We start from the raw sequence: 14,386 nt of genomic DNA on the forward strand, positions 1-14,386 counted from the left end.
TATGGAGGAGTTAAAGGTGATCTCGGGAGAGATAGAGAAGTTGAGGGAGAGGATAGCGAAGGTCGAGGAGGTTCTGAAGGATATACCTAAGGAGATAACGAGGATCGAAACGGAGCTTCAAAAGGTGAGGAGCGAGCTATCGGAGAGGGAGATGGAGGCTCTCAAGATAGCTCATCAAATAAGGCGCAAAGAGCACGAGTTTACGGAACTGAAGCAAAAGCTCTTCTATCAGGACAAGTATCTCAGGAAAGCCGACTCACCGAGGGAGTACGAGAGACTGATTGAAGAGAGGGAGAAGCTCTCCAAAAGAGCCTTTGAGCTGAGCGATGAAATATACAGCCTGAGGGAGGAGTACGACAAGGTTAAGGCTGAGGAGTTCGAGCTCTATCAAAAGGAGCAGGAGCTTGAGAGGGAACTCTTTAAAAAGAAGAGGGAATACAGAGCTCTTCTGAACGAGCTTAGGGGGCTTTCAGAACTTTTAGAAAGAAAGGTTAGAGAGATCGAAGAGAAGTTCAATTTATAATGCTCGGGGAGGTAAAGGGTGAAGGTAGCTGTATGTAAAGAGCCCAAAAAACCTCTCGTATTTGAAGATTGTGAGATTCCGGAGATAGGTGATGATGAGGTTCTCATAGAGATTCATTACTGCGGAGTCTGCCACAGCGATATCCATATAGTTGATGGGGACTGGGCAGACTGGGTCAATTACCCAACAGTTCCGGGACATGAAGTGGCTGGCGTAGCTGTAAAAGTCGGAAAGAACGTAACTTGGGTAAAGGAGGGCGACAAGGTAGGTATGCCCTGGATATATAGATCTTGCGAGGTTTGTGACTACTGTGTCGAGGGTGATGAGCCCCTCTGCCCCGACCATGAGATAACCGGCATAACACGTCAGGGCGGATACGCCGAGTATATGAAAGCACCCGGAAGGTTCGTTACCAAGATACCCGACGAACTCGACCTCGTCCACGCCGCACCACTATTCTGCGCGGGGGTCACCGTTTACGCAGCTCTTAAGCATCTGAATATAAAACCCGATGAACTCGTTGCCGTCCAGGGTTTGGGTGGTCTCGGACATCTGGCAGTTCAGTACGCAAAGGCTATGGGGGCGAGGGTGGTTGCTATAAGCCATAGTCCAGATAAGGAAGCTCTCGCAAAGGAGCTCGGCGCTGACCACTTCATCTCAACCAGGAACCAGGATCCTGCGGAGGAGCTAAGCAAACTCGGAGGAGCTAACGTCATACTCACAACGGTCTTCGACGTGAAGGCTATCCAGCCCCTGCTTGGCGGGCTTGCACCGAGGGGAAGACTCTCGGTGGTTGGGGCAGCCCAGGAACCTATACAGGTTATGCCTTTCGACCTCATAACCAAGAGGATAGTTGTAACAGGTTCGGCGGTTGGAGGAAGGAAGCTCCTGAGGGAGACCCTACGGTTTTCCGCGGATTTTGGGATAAAGCCCATGGTCGAGGTCTATCCCTTCGAACGTGTTAACGAGGTGCTCGATATGGTCAGGGAAGGCAAGCCTAAGTTCAGAGCTGTTCTGAAGATGAGGTAAGTTTCTCCATATACCTCTCGCCCCACCTGTGCATAGCATCGAATATCTCCTTTAGGCTTTTTCCAAGCTCAGTAAGGTTGTACTCCACTCTGGGCGGAACTTCCGGATAAACTCTTCTGCTAACCAAACCCGCCCTCTCGAGCTCCCTCAATTGCTTGGTAAGCATCTTTTGAGTAATTCCGGGTATTGCCCTCTGGAGCTGGGAGAATCTCCTCGTGCCGAACATAAGTTCTCTCAGTATCAGGAGCTTCCACTTCCCGCTTATCAGGTCTATAACGAGCTCAACGGGACAGTGGTACTCCTTACCGTTAAGTTTCACCGGAGAACCTTTAGTTTCCATAAGGATAGTATATTACAAAAAATTCAGTTCTTGACAGAAATTCTGTATATCCCTAAGATTTCCCTAAAAAGGGCAAGGAGGTGAGCCATGGCAAGACTTATCAAATGTACTGAGAAGGAACCTTACAAGCTTGAGACGGGGGGTGAGACCTTCTGGATATGCAGGTGTGGGCTCTCTAAGGATCAACCCTTCTGCGATGGTTCCCATAAAAGGACGCGGGACGAGGAAGACGGCAAACTCTATATCTACGGCGAGAACGGAAGAGTAGAGATCTTTCCGTGAGGCTTCCCTCTTTCTTCTTCTCTCACGGATCCCCTGCTCTTGTTCTGGATAAGGGAGCGTGGGCTACCACCTTGGGAGATATAGGTCAGAGGTTAAAGGAGCTCAAACCTGAGCTCATTGTCGTCGTATCCGCCCACTGGCTAACAAAGGGCATTTACTTAGAGTGTTCAGAAAAGATGAAAACTATCCATGACTTTTATGGCTTTTCAAAGGAACTTTACGATCTGGAGTATCCTGCGTCAGGAAATCCAAAACTCGCCGGCGAGATAGCCCAGGAAGTAGGAGGTAGATGTGTAAAGGGTAGGGGTCTTGACCACGGAGCGTGGACCCTTCTCTGGCACCTATTCCCCAAGGCTGACATCTCTGTAACCCAGATGAGCTTGGACGTGGGAAGGTCTCTAAAAGAGCACTTTGAGGTCGGGGAAAGGCTGAGAAAGTTCAGGGACAGGGTTCTGATAATATCAAGCGGAGGAGCGGTTCATAACTTAAGGGACGCTATTCTAAATCCGGGGGAGCCGCCCGAATGGGCTGTGAGGTTCAAGGGGTTTTTAAAGAAGTGGGTCCTAAAGAAAGACATAAACTCACTTCTAAACTACAGGGACGAGCTCGGTAGGCTTGCCCACCCTACTGAGGAACATTTGGTACCTCTCTTTTACTTTTTAGGTTCTCTATATCCAGAGGAAGCTGTGGAGGTTTTATACGACAGCTTCGAGTTTGGGAGCGTTTCACTACTATCCTTCTCAAGCCGTTAGTAAAGGTTGACCACATAGATTTCCTTCCTACCCTTTGCCTCGCTGTTCTTACCCTAAACCGTCTTTTTCTTATCGGTTATGTACGAGCCTATAGAGTATTTCGGTGAAGTTTTCTTTATCGTCAGCTTGATAACGAACAATAGGTTACTATCTTCCAATAGAAGGATGCGTAATTTATTTTTAGATAGGGTCAAGATTTACGTTAAAGGCGGAAGGGGAGGAAACGGAGCGGTAGCCTTTTTGAGGGAGAAGTACAGACCGAGAGGCGGTCCCGCAGGAGGTGACGGAGGTAAAGGCGGAGGCGTTATCCTTGTGGCAACCAAGAGCAAGCATACCCTACTTGATTTTAAGTACAAGAAGCACTTTAAGGCTCAGAATGGGGAACACGGCAAGGGAAAGAACCAGAAGGGGAAGGATGGAGAGGATCTGGTAGTCTACGTTCCCGTGGGGACCGTCGTCAGGGATGCTGAAACAGGAGAGATACTCTGTGATCTTGTCGAGGAGGGTCAGAGGTGCGTCGTGGCTAAAGGAGGAAGGGGAGGAAGGGGCAACGCCCACTTCGCTACACCGACGAATCAGGCTCCGAGGTATGCGGAACCCGGAGAGGAGGGAGAGGAGAGATGGATAATCCTTGAGCTAAAGCTCATAGCGGATGTAGGTATCGTAGGTCTTCCCAATGCCGGAAAATCTACTCTCCTTTCTAAGCTCACGAAGGCAAGGCCCAAGATAGCGGACTATCCTTTCACCACAATAACTCCCAACTTGGGGGTGATGGAGCTGGATGAGGAGAGGAGACTCGTCTTAGCCGACATACCCGGACTCATAGAGAATGCCCACAGAGGGGCGGGGCTCGGACACGAGTTCCTAAGGCACATTGAGAGAACCAAGCTGCTTCTCCACCTTATAGACGTTTCCGACGGCAGGGAGAGGGATCCGGTTGAGGCTTTTGAGCTCGTGAACAGGGAGCTCGAACTTTACTCCCAGGAGCTTGCCAAGAAACCTCAGATAGTTGTGGCCAACAAGATAGACGTTCTCTCGGATAAAAGCCTCCTCGATAAACTGAGGAGCTACTTCGAAAGCCGGGGCTACGAGTTTTACGCCGTATCCGCCGTGACGGGTGAGGGTCTTGAGGAGTTAAAGAAAGCTCTCTGGAAGAAGTACAGAGAGGTAGAGAATGCCGCTCTTGGGAAAGTATAGGTTCTCTTTCGATACATGGAAGATTTTGGAAGTGGACGATCAACCTATCGAGGAGTCTGAGGAAATAGGGAATCCCGATATAGAGACGGGGAACTGGAGACCAATCGATGGGAAGGGGAAAAGGAATATAAGCGTCATTTTTGTAGATGGAGTAAGAAGAACGGAAAACCTTGTATACATCGAGGATGAGGAGATAGGTATTTCTGAGGGGGCTTTCGTCTCCATAGGTGCGGGCGCCCTTTTGATGAATTACGGAAAGACCAATCCTGCTTCCGAATCCTACTTGGATTTTAGGATAAGAAGGTTCTTTTTCATCAGAAAGGGCATAGATCTCAGCGGTTCGATATCCTTTAGTTTCGGAGAAAGCAAGTTAGAGTTCTTCGTTGAAAGTACCGATAAGGAGATATCACCCTTCGTTAACGAAGTGATGGCTAAGATGGAATCTGACGTGGCGGAATCTGTTTATAGAAAGGTAAAGCCCACCCTTATGCTTACCGATGGAACGGTTCACTACAGCGCGAAGGTAAAGGAGCTCCCTTTTATAGGTTACATTAAAAAGCACAAGCGTCTTTATATTCCACATGAGAGGATGGGTATACTTAGAGAGCTTCGGCTTGGCCAGAGGACCCCCCTCGTTCTGATCCACTCCCAGCCCACCATGGAGGGAAGCGGGGTGAAGAGCTTCGACAAGCTTACCTGGTACGTGAAGATAAGCGAACATGAAGGTATAAGCGGGATAGCACGGCTCGAGGTTCCCATAGGTATAGGTGTAAAAAAGGCTAAGGAGCTTGCAGACCTGACGGCGTGGCTCATCCCCAAGTTCGCTTCCACCGAGTTTGCAGAGAACAGAGCACCTCACAACCTCCTCCCTATAAAACACTTGGAGAATGCGCTCAGGAAGAGGCTGGGAAGTCAAACGCTTATAAGAAGGATAATAATGAACGAACTCCTCACAGCCCGATAAGTTCTTTTAATTTCTCTAAATCTTCCACAAATTCTACGTCGGCGGAGGGGTTCCTGAGTATGTAGGCGGGGTGGTAGGTAAGCAAAACCTTTATCTTTGGGTTATAGGGATAAGGATAGACGTTTCCTCTCACCTTAGTTATAGAAAGCTTCTTCCCAAGTATCCCTTCTCCCGCCGTAGCTCCGAGACAGCATATAACCTTCGGTCTTATTATCTCTATCTCCTTCTTCAAATATGGAAAGCAGGCGGATATTTCGGAGGATGTAGGCTTCCTGTTTCCGGGAGGTCTGCACTTGCAGACGTTGGTAATGTAAACCTCTTCCCTTTTTAAACCGAGAACTTCCTCTATCTTTGTGTTCAAATACTTCCCTGCCCTCCCTACGAAAGGTCTTCCCTGTCTGTCCTCATCCTCCCCCGGAGCCTCACCTACGAATACTACCGGTGAGTCAGGATTGCCATCTCCAAAGACTACCTGGGTTCTGCTCTTGTGTAAAGGACACTTGGTGCAGTTCTTGAAAGAGTTGAAATGCTCTTCGAGCAGTTTTCCTTTGTCCAAATCTTTCTTCTCCTCGGACCCTTTTCTTACACTCTCCCTCAAGTATATCTCACCGAAGCCCAAACTCGCTAAAGCCTTTGCGGTTTCCTTTATACCCATTATGCAGGTTTACTGGATAACTTTATCCTTAGTGTATGCAAAGACCAAACCTCACTATGTAAAACCCTTCTTCCATCAAACTCCGAACACCTCTACGGGTTCCTCCCTGAACTTACCATCTACAAGTTCCCAGCTCCTGTAGGATACCGCCTTTCCTTTCTGGACTGAAACGATTATGTATGAAAAGCCTTCGAAGGCTCTCTCTTCGTCGAACTGGGAAGGTCTATCGGGGTGATCGGGGTGAGAGTGGTAAACTCCGACTATCTCCAAACCGAACTCCCTTGCCTTGTCCTCAGCTTTCATGTAGTCCTTTGGGTCTATCTCGTAGCGATCGTTTTTCCTGTCCGGATTTGCGTTGGGTGTCTCGTAAGCTCCGAAGACCGTTCTAACATCCCTTTCTATCTTCCCCAAGAGCAAACCACACGTTTCATAGGGATAGTCCTTTTCCGCCTGAGCAAGTATCTTATCTAAAGCCCTCTTTCTTATCCTCAGCATGTTAGAGATTATAAAAGAAGAAAAAGAGAAAGAGAGCAGGGAGGGGTAGGTAGCGGGGAGTTATTTATTCTTCATCTTCGTGTCTGCTATCATCGTCCATATCCATGTACTCTTCAACCTCAAGCTCTAACACATTGCCGTTGGCATCCACTTCTACCTCCACGAACATTCCGTTTTGTAAGTTGTTTATGCAGTCTTGCCCGCGATAGTAAACTTCGTTTATCTCACATATGGTGTCATCGGTTATTGTGAAAGTTTCGTCTCCGACAGTTATCTGGTTATTTTCCAAGATTTCAACGATACCCTTTCTCTCTCGATATTTTTTCTTACCCTCCTCTTCATGTCCATCCATTTCCTTTCCACCGTTTCCGCAGTCCTTCATATCTTCAGTCTCAAGCTCTACCACAGTAAGCTCCGCGGTTGTAGAAGGATCTTGGATAACTTTCAACTCTACGCACATTCCCTGCATGAGGTTTTCCATACAGCTTTGACCTTGATACTCTATATCTCCCATCTCGCACACAAAATTGTCTGCAGGTGTTACAGTGTACGTAGAGCCAGCCCACGATACGTTTATGCTATTTCCGTCCACGCTCTCAACTATCGCATACATCTCGTAGGTTGAAGTTGGTTCAGGAGTGACTGGATAAACCTTAACCTCCGTAATCCGCCAAGGTGTTGTTGAGGTGTCAACATCAAACTCCTTCAGATCAAAGTCCACAACCAACTTGTTCTGAGCTTCAGGATTTATAGTTCCGTTGTATCTTATGTAACAAAGCTGATTGCCTTCCTGATCTGTGAGATCTTGAGGACAGTTGACTACGTTCGGCTTTGAAGGATTTTCATCCATTTCTGCAAATACCGCGCTGTGGCATTGTCCCGATGAGTCGCATATTACTGCATTCTTGGAAAGGATTATTTCCAGTCTGGAATATTCACCCTGCGGGATGTTGGCACTGTCTATGTACTGGAGGACTCCACTTAGTTCACTAAGGTTGATCGTTATACCCTGCCCGTCCGCAAACAGGTTAACCTTGTTAGAACATTTAGGGTCTTTACATAGATTAACTTCATGAACTGTAACCTCCACGACAGGGTACATGCTGGCGTCGTCGGTGAAGTACAGAGCTACAGTTGAAGAATCCGTTTGAGAAGTGGTTCCGCCTCCTCCACCACAGCTGTAAAACACCGCTCCCGCTCCGAATAAGGCTCCTAAGAGCATTACCTTTTTCATAGCTATCACCTCCTTTATCAATTTATGGGATTAACTTAACACCTGCAGGTTACCTTTCCGTTACCTTTCAAGCACCAACGGAATACTGAACCATCATGCCCGCATCGTGGTGCTCAAGGATGTGGCAGTGGAGGAGATACCACTGGGTTTGGGAGAAGGTATGGGACATATCTATTACCACTTTAACCGTTTCACCGGGTCCGACTATTACCGTATCCTTCCATCCCATATCTGTGGCTCTCAGACCTCCTGAACTCCTGTAGGTTACTCTGAACTGAAAGCCGTGGAAGTGCATCGGGTGATACATGCCCGTGTTGTTGGTAATGGTGAACTCTACGACGTCTCCGTTTGAGTAGTTGAAGCCGTAATTGTAAGGATTACTTACATTGCCCTGATTTACCCACGTAAGTCCGTTTATGGTAAACACCCCTCCAGACATGTCGAGGGTTATGTTCTCGGACTTCGTAGCTGCGGGAACTGAACCCAAAGCAGAAAGCTCGGAAGGAATACCTTTATCGTAAGTAGAATCCCTAACCACCCTGAACTCAAGCACCTCAAACTCCCTGTTTATAAGGTTCATCATTCCGCCCATCATTCCCCCTCCTCCACCGTTCATGCCTACGAGGTTGTGCTGAAGGCTATAGAGTCTGAGGACGTCCCCCTCATTCGCGTCTCTGAAGTCAACGAGAATGTCTATCCTCTCGCCGGGAGCTATGAGTATCTCATAAACTTCGTAAGGTTTATCTAAGAGACCGCCCTCTACGCCTATAACCCAGAAGCGCATCCTCTGACTGCCTCTAAGGAGGACGAGCCTGTAAGGTCTTGCGTTGGAGCCGTTCAGAATTCTGAACCTGTAGATCCTCCTCTCCACCTCCATGTATGGGTTCAAGGTCCAGTTCACGAGGACGTTCTCGCCCCAAAAGCCCGTGTGTCCGTTCATTCCCATAGGGTTGTAAACGAGGTTTCCGTTTGAGTCAAAGGTCTTATCCTGTATTATGAGGGGGATATCGGTTATTCCGTATTGAAGATCAAGAGCCTGCTTTAAGTTGTCCTCGTCGGTGTCCTCTATTACTATCATTCCCGCCAGACCCTTATAGACCTGATATCCTGTTCTCCCGTGAGGGTGGGGATGGTAGAAGTAAGTCCCGGAACGGTCTATTATGGATATAGAACCGTAGTCATAAGATTCTCCATTTCCAACCGCATAGTAAGGGTGTCCGTCCTTGAGCCAGTCCGCCCTGAAACCGTGCCAGTGGATTATGGAGTCCTCACCTATCTGGTTAGAGAAGCTTACGTTCATACTCTGTTCTTTCCTGAGAACTATGATGGGGTTGTAATACGTTCTGTTGTTGTAATTGACCTCATAAGCAAAAACAGAAGTGGACTTTCCCGAAAGGAACTCGTAGCCGATTGTTCTCGCGGTCAGTGTAAAGGGATCATTGTCCGAAAGATACATGTATCCCAGAAGGTTAGTGTTGTCGTTTGGTATATATAGCAGACTCTTTGAGACAGTTATGGGATTACCGCCCATACCGCCTCCTCCACAAGAGCTGAGCCACGCACCGGTGTATAACACGCCGACACCGAGTCCGGCGAACCTTAGAAACTCCCTTCTATTCATGCTAACTACCTCCTGAGCCAAAATTGGGGGTGTAGGATAATACCGGAAGGTTACTTAAAGGTTACCTCTACTTTAAAAATACCGTCCTGATATCCAAGATTTACCTTCCAGCCGAGCTCATCGGAGAGCTTTTTCACTATCGATAGTCCCAGCCCGAGACCTCTATTTGACTCCCTGTAATATCTTTCGAAGAGCCTTTTAGGCTCCTTTATCTCCTTAGAAGGATTTTCTACTTTTAAATATTTGTCGCTTAGCTCTATCCTCACCCAGTTCCCTCTGTTGTGCTTGAAGGCGTTCACTATTAAGTTTCCTACTATACGTCTCACCGCCTCAGGGTCGGCTTTTATCTTGATGCTATTTATTTTCTTCTCAACCTTTATATCAGGGAATACCCTCAGTATTTGATCGATTTCTTCCTCAACTATCCTCCCTAAATCCACTTCCTCCGTTTTTAGCTCAGCTCTTTTCAGGAGAGGAGACAGGTTGTCTTTCAGGTTCTCAAGCTGTTTAAGGGCTAACTCAGCCCTCTCTACTTCTTCCGAGGCTGTTCCCTTCTTCAGGAGCTTCAGGTTCACCTTTAAGGTCATTATGGGGGTGTTTAGGTCGTGGATAATGTCCCTGGTAACCTCTTCCAGCATGGTAAGAGCTTTTCGAAGGGGATTGAGTGAGTAAAGAGCAAAGGCAAAAGATGTAAAAATGGCAAACAAGGAGGATAGGGAAAACATAAGCAGGGTTTTAGTAATAATGGCATTCCTGTCAGCTTTGAATTTGTCCCACGGATAATAGATAAGTAGGGCATCTTCCTTGGAGCCTGGAACGGGGATCATTATGCTGGGACCGTAGACGGTCTCGATAAGTTCATAGAACCTGTTATCGTAGATCTTTGCTGATACAACCTTTATATCAAACTTCTCTCCCTGAAAGGTGTAACTGTAGTTCTTCATCTCCAAGAATATCTTTTCCTTAAGACCTATGGTCTCTATCCTGTAGAGTAAGAGGAAAATTGCTCCTAAGAATAACTCAATTGTCAAAAAGAAGAGCAGAAAAGCTTTTACCAGGGATTCCCTTTCGTAGGAGGTCTTAGGCAATAAATTCTTAATCAACGGTGTACCCCAGACCTCTTACGGACTTTATATCTATGCCGGTTTTCTTCTTCAGTTTGTTTATGGTAACCCTCAGAGCGAGAGGAGAGGGATTTATCATGTAATCGTAGAGCTCCTCCTTAGTTACTACCCTCCCCCTGTTTCTCAAAAGCTTGTGGAGTATGTTCCTCTGAACTTCCCCGAGCTCTATCTCCTTTCCGTTTTTGAAAAACCTTCCCTCCCGATATACGATGTCCCCGTATTTCAGCTCTTCTTCGTTTCTTCTTAGTCGTGCTTTTATGCGGACCACGAGCTCCTCAGGGTCGAAGGGCTTTTTAAGGTAGTCTTCCGCGCCGGCATTAAATCCCCTCGTTAAGGTTCTTATATCCCTCAATGCACTTATAAAGATCGTAGGAGTATCGTCTTTGAAATTGCGCAGGTCTTCCAAAAGTTCTATCCCATCACCGTCTCCAAGATTTACATCGAGAACGTAAATATCAAAGCGTTTTCTTTCAAGAACGTCAGTCGCTTCGGAGAAACTGTGGGCGAGCTCTACCTCAAAACCGTTGAGCTCTAAGTACTTCTTCAGACTCTCCGCCAAGAGCCTGTCGTCCTCTACGAGCAAAACCCTGTATCCCATACCTAAAATCTAATACCGAGCCTTATAGTAACGGTATGGTCGGTAGCCTCCTTATTTATACCTCTGCTGTAGGTCAATGTCAGATAGTAGTAGTAAGAAATGTCATACAGTGTAAATAGAGATATGTAGCGGTTTGTTCCGGAGCGCACAGGGGACTCGTAAACATCGTAAGATAGGCTCGTGTACAGATCTTCGGTTAAGTTGTAGCCCCCACCCAGCGAAAGAGAGAAGGTGTCTTTAAAGTTAGAGTTACCTCTAAAGGTGTATCCTGAGTAAAGAAAGAGGTCGAACCTGTCAAAGAACAGATCGACAACTACAGAAGGCGTGAGATCTACACCGTCAGAGCTATAGCTCTTGCTGCCAGTTGGTAGGCTTATCCTTAGACCCGGGAAGAGGTGTAGCCTTTCTCCTAAGAATTTTGAGTAGCCTGCAAAGAGGGTCGTGTCCCCAAGATCGGGATCTCTCCTGCTGTCGTATATGTAGTATCTACCTGTTAGTGAAAGATACACGGACTTATAGGAATAAGCTACCGAAGCGGTCGAGTAAAGGGTTTCTCGCGAACCTTCCTTTAGAAAACCGCCACCGATCTTCAGGTAAAACCTTCCCTTCCTTAGTGGACAACCCGTACTGTCCACAAGCTCGAGAATAGGGGTGTTGGGGCACCTGTCTACACTGTCCTCCACACCGTCGAGATCCGAATCCTTAAAGGCAAAAACCACCCCCTGAAGAACGAGCACTGCGAGTAAGAAAGCTCTTTTCATACCCCGCTACTCTATCCTAATCTTCTTTTTCCTCCATATGCTCCTTTCCTTCCCTGCTTTCGAACTTGTGCTCTTCCTTTTCAACATCCCTCTCAAATTTATCTTCAAATTCCTGCTCATACTTTTCCTTTTGTTCGTACTTCTCATGCTCTTCGTATTTTTCCTCAAAGTGCTCTCCTTTCTCGAACATCTCCCCTCCCTTAAGTTTCTCGTACACCTCTCTTATCATCTCTTCTCTTTCCCTTCTGCTCATCTCCCTGAGTTTGATCTTTAGTTCGTTCATTATCTTGTACCTCTCCGATGGGGGAGCCTTCTTTACCTCTTCTATAAGCCTAAGTATCTCTACCTCATGGTTCTGTCCAAAGGCGGTAAGCGCTAAAGCTGTAAGCAGTGTAGCCAGCAACGTAACCATTTCTATGTAAAGATACTCTCTCTCGGTTACCTCCCGGTTACCCTTAAAATAATAAAAGATTAATAAGATTATGGATAGGGAAAAAATTTACTTCTACTTCTTTATAGCCCTCGTTCTTTTCTTCATATTCACCTCCCTTATGATACTACTACCCTTTAGTATTCCTATCCTCTGGGCTATCGTAATAGGTATAGTTCTCTATCCTCCGTATAACTATGTTGTGAAACTTCTGAAGAGCAGGACGATCTCTGCCTTTTTAATGACCTTCTTAGTCCTCCTCCTTATAATAGTTCCCCTCAGTGTAATAAGTGTTCTCGTTATACAGCAGATGGTAGATCTCACCCAAAGAGTCCTTGTATATATACAGGGACATAGCTACACGGAGATAATGCATTCTTTAAGGGGGATTCCGCTGGTAAAAGAATACGGAGAAAGGCTAACTCCCGTGATGGAGTTCCTTCAGAGAGAGGAAGTCAGGAAGATTCTTGCAGAGTCTTTGAACAGACTGCTGAAGTTCCTCGGAGATAAGCTCGGTCAGTTCGCCTTCCTTGCGGGCAAGAACGTCTTCTACATATTCGTCTTCCTGATAACCTTCTTCTTCATCCTGAAGGACGGACCGGGAATACTTAGAAGAATTGAGAGGCTCATTCCTATGGATCATGAAGATCTCGAGAGCGTGCTGGGGACTATATATAAAACGGTCCTTGCTGTAGTTTACGGTTCTGTGGGAACCGCTGCGATCCAGGCTTTCCTCGGCTTCATAGCTTACTCGATAGTGGGTCTGAAGTTCGCCTTACTTTGGAGCGTCCTGACCTTCTTTGCAGCTTTCATACCACCCTTCGGAGCCTCGGCGGTCTGGTTTCCCCTCGCTGTTTACACATTCTTCAACATAGGTCTCGGAGAGGCGGTGTTCTTGGGTTTTTGGGGAATGTTGCTCATCTCAAGCATGGATAACTTCATCAGACCTCTGATAATAAAGCAGGGTATCCAGATGCCTTACGTGGTCCTTTTCTTCGCCACCATAGGAGGCCTACTCAAGTTTGGTTTTATAGGTCTCTTCCTCGGTCCGATAATATTCACCACACTCTTTTCTCTGTTTAAGATCTACGAAAGAAGGATACTCAATCAAGATACTTGAAGGCTTTATCTCCTATGTCTTCCCTGTAGTGCATACCCTCGAAGTGTATCTTCGAAACCGCTTCGTAAGCTCTCTCCTTAGCCTCACTGAGATCCTTTCCGTAGGCGCAAATGTTGAGAACCCTACCCCCGTTAGTTACAACCTTCCCGTCTTTAAGGGTCGTTCCCGCGTGGAAAATCACTACGTCCTCCATCCTCTCCGCCTCCTCAAGTCCTTCTATAACCTTCCCTTTTTCCGGATTCTCCGGATATCCTCTCGAGGCTATGACCACGTCGAGAGCCCAACGGGGATCCTCCTCAACACTAACCTCTTTATCCTCGCAAAAGTCAAGAAGGGTTTTCAAAAAGTCCCCCTTCACCCTCATGAGTATGGGTTGTGCCTCTGGATCTCCGAGCCTAACGTTGAACTCTAAAACCTTCGGACCATCGGATGTGATCATAAGACCAGCGTAGAGAAAGCCTCTGAAGTAGATACTTTCCTCCTTTAGCCCCTTGAGCGTTCTCTCTATGACCTCCCTTTTAATCCTCTCCTCCATCTCTTCGTTTATAACCGGTGTGGGGGAGTAAGCCCCCATACCACCCGTGTTGGGTCCCTTATCCCCGTCCAAGAGCCTCTTGTGATCCTGAGAGGTGGGTAAGGGAACATACCTGTTTCCGTTTACCATAACTATGTAAGAAGCCTCCTCGCCTTCGAGGAACTCCTCTACAACCACCCTTTTCCCTGCACCGCCGAGAGCCTCCTTCTTCATAAAGTTCTCTAACGTTTGAATGGCATGATCTTCTGAGAAGCAGACGACTGCACCCTTCCCCGCAGCAAGCCCGTCCGCTTTTATAACTATCGGAGCCCCGACATCCTTCACGTACCTGACAGCTCTGTCGAAGTCCTCAAACACCTCGTAGTGCGCGGTTGGAACCTCGTACTTTTCCATAAAACGCTTTGCAAAAGCCTTGCTACCTTCCAACTGGGAAGCTACCTTTGAAGGACCGAATATTTTCAGCCCTCTCTTTTCAAACTCGTCTACTATCCCCTCTACAAGGGGAGCCTCCGGTCCAACGACCGTAAAGTCTATACCTTCTTTCTCTGCAAACTCTGCCAGCTCCTCCACGGCGGTCGGAGATATATCCACCTTCTTAGCTAACTTCCATATACCTGCATTACCTTTCGCAGCGTAGATCTCCTTTACAAGGGGACTCTGGCTCAACTTCCAAACTAAGGCGTGCTCCCTTCCTCCGTTTCCTATCACAAGGACTTTCACGGAGAG

At 47.2% G+C, this 14,386-nt stretch carries 17 protein-coding genes; 7 read left to right on the plus strand and 10 right to left on the minus strand.

Features of this window, described 5'->3' with window-relative positions:
• The first annotated feature begins 1 nt into the window (after nucleotide 1).
• On the plus strand, nucleotides 2-523 hold the full coding sequence (locus ACZ483_RS02465) for a zinc ribbon domain-containing protein (RefSeq protein WP_464324591.1): 522 nt from the start codon (nucleotides 2-4) through the stop codon (nucleotides 521-523).
• An 18-nt stretch (nucleotides 524-541) separates the two neighbouring features.
• Nucleotides 542-1,552, plus strand: a complete 1,011-nt coding sequence (locus tag ACZ483_RS02470) for an alcohol dehydrogenase catalytic domain-containing protein (protein WP_464324592.1) — start codon at nucleotides 542-544, stop codon at nucleotides 1,550-1,552.
• Here ACZ483_RS02470 and ACZ483_RS02475 read toward each other — a convergent pair.
• Entirely contained in the window at nucleotides 1,527-1,892 is a 366-nt protein-coding gene (locus ACZ483_RS02475; RefSeq protein WP_464324593.1) for a winged helix-turn-helix transcriptional regulator, read from the minus strand. The genes ACZ483_RS02470 and ACZ483_RS02475 overlap by 26 nt on opposite strands.
• Nucleotides 1,893-1,979: 87 nt before the next feature.
• Here ACZ483_RS02475 and ACZ483_RS02480 point away from each other — a divergent pair, with 87 nt between their 5' ends.
• The 4 genes from ACZ483_RS02480 to ACZ483_RS02495 all read left to right on the plus strand — a co-directional run bounded on the left by ACZ483_RS02480 (nucleotide 1,980) and on the right by ACZ483_RS02495 (nucleotide 5,087).
• Nucleotides 1,980-2,174, plus strand: coding sequence for a CDGSH iron-sulfur domain-containing protein (locus tag ACZ483_RS02480; protein WP_464324594.1), 195 nt, complete (start codon nucleotides 1,980-1,982; stop codon nucleotides 2,172-2,174).
• Nucleotides 2,171-2,926 (plus strand): dioxygenase family protein, encoded by a 756-nt coding sequence (locus ACZ483_RS02485; protein ID WP_464324595.1) that lies wholly within the window; start codon nucleotides 2,171-2,173, stop codon nucleotides 2,924-2,926. Before ACZ483_RS02480 ends, ACZ483_RS02485 begins: the two co-directional genes overlap by 4 nt.
• 165 nt (nucleotides 2,927-3,091) lie before the next feature.
• Nucleotides 3,092-4,123 carry a GTPase ObgE gene (obgE, locus tag ACZ483_RS02490; protein WP_464324596.1) on the plus strand — a complete coding sequence of 344 codons (1,032 nt, stop codon included), beginning with the start codon at nucleotides 3,092-3,094 and terminating at the stop codon, nucleotides 4,121-4,123.
• Complete coding sequence (locus ACZ483_RS02495) at nucleotides 4,101-5,087, plus strand: DNA double-strand break repair nuclease NurA (protein WP_464324597.1); 987 nt, start codon at nucleotides 4,101-4,103, stop codon at nucleotides 5,085-5,087. The genes obgE and ACZ483_RS02495 overlap by 23 nt, the downstream gene beginning before the upstream one ends.
• Here the strand turns inward: ACZ483_RS02495 and ACZ483_RS02500 are convergent.
• The 8 genes from ACZ483_RS02500 to ACZ483_RS02535 all read right to left on the minus strand — a co-directional run bounded on the left by ACZ483_RS02500 (nucleotide 5,074) and on the right by ACZ483_RS02535 (nucleotide 11,987).
• Complete coding sequence (locus ACZ483_RS02500; protein ID WP_464324598.1) at nucleotides 5,074-5,742, minus strand: uracil-DNA glycosylase; 669 nt, start codon at nucleotides 5,740-5,742, stop codon at nucleotides 5,074-5,076. The two genes, ACZ483_RS02495 and ACZ483_RS02500, sit on opposite strands and share 14 nt — an antisense overlap.
• A 75-nt stretch (nucleotides 5,743-5,817) precedes the next feature.
• Nucleotides 5,818-6,237, minus strand: coding sequence for a M67 family metallopeptidase (locus ACZ483_RS02505; RefSeq protein WP_464324599.1), 420 nt, complete (start codon nucleotides 6,235-6,237; stop codon nucleotides 5,818-5,820).
• Nucleotides 6,238-6,301: 64 nt separating this feature from the next.
• Complete coding sequence (locus ACZ483_RS02510) at nucleotides 6,302-7,471, minus strand: DUF4382 domain-containing protein (RefSeq protein WP_464324600.1); 1,170 nt, start codon at nucleotides 7,469-7,471, stop codon at nucleotides 6,302-6,304.
• A gap of 67 nt (nucleotides 7,472-7,538) precedes the next feature.
• Nucleotides 7,539-9,092 (minus strand): multicopper oxidase family protein, encoded by a 1,554-nt coding sequence (locus ACZ483_RS02515; RefSeq protein WP_464324601.1) that lies wholly within the window; start codon nucleotides 9,090-9,092, stop codon nucleotides 7,539-7,541.
• A 50-nt stretch (nucleotides 9,093-9,142) separates the two neighbouring features.
• Entirely contained in the window at nucleotides 9,143-10,180 is a 1,038-nt protein-coding gene (locus ACZ483_RS02520) for a sensor histidine kinase (RefSeq protein WP_464324602.1), read from the minus strand.
• Between the two features lie 7 nt (nucleotides 10,181-10,187).
• Nucleotides 10,188-10,814 (minus strand): response regulator transcription factor, encoded by a 627-nt coding sequence (locus tag ACZ483_RS02525; protein WP_464324603.1) that lies wholly within the window; start codon nucleotides 10,812-10,814, stop codon nucleotides 10,188-10,190.
• A gap of 2 nt (nucleotides 10,815-10,816) precedes the next feature.
• Complete coding sequence (locus ACZ483_RS02530; RefSeq protein ID WP_464324604.1) at nucleotides 10,817-11,575, minus strand: thrombospondin type 3 repeat-containing protein; 759 nt, start codon at nucleotides 11,573-11,575, stop codon at nucleotides 10,817-10,819.
• Nucleotides 11,576-11,591: 16 nt separating this feature from the next.
• A complete protein-coding gene (locus ACZ483_RS02535) occupies nucleotides 11,592-11,987 on the minus strand; it encodes a hypothetical protein (protein ID WP_464324605.1) in 396 nt (131 codons plus the stop codon).
• Nucleotides 11,988-12,057: 70 nt separating this feature from the next.
• Here ACZ483_RS02535 and ACZ483_RS02540 point away from each other — a divergent pair, with 70 nt between their 5' ends.
• Complete coding sequence (locus ACZ483_RS02540) at nucleotides 12,058-13,125, plus strand: AI-2E family transporter (RefSeq protein ID WP_464324606.1); 1,068 nt, start codon at nucleotides 12,058-12,060, stop codon at nucleotides 13,123-13,125.
• Here ACZ483_RS02540 and purD read toward each other — a convergent pair.
• Nucleotides 13,109-14,380 carry a phosphoribosylamine--glycine ligase gene (purD, locus tag ACZ483_RS02545; RefSeq protein ID WP_464324607.1) on the minus strand — a complete coding sequence of 424 codons (1,272 nt, stop codon included), beginning with the start codon at nucleotides 14,378-14,380 and terminating at the stop codon, nucleotides 13,109-13,111. The two genes, ACZ483_RS02540 and purD, sit on opposite strands and share 17 nt — an antisense overlap.
• Nucleotides 14,381-14,386 lie beyond the last annotated feature (6 nt).

This window comes from Hydrogenivirga okinawensis, from assembly GCF_055385515.1.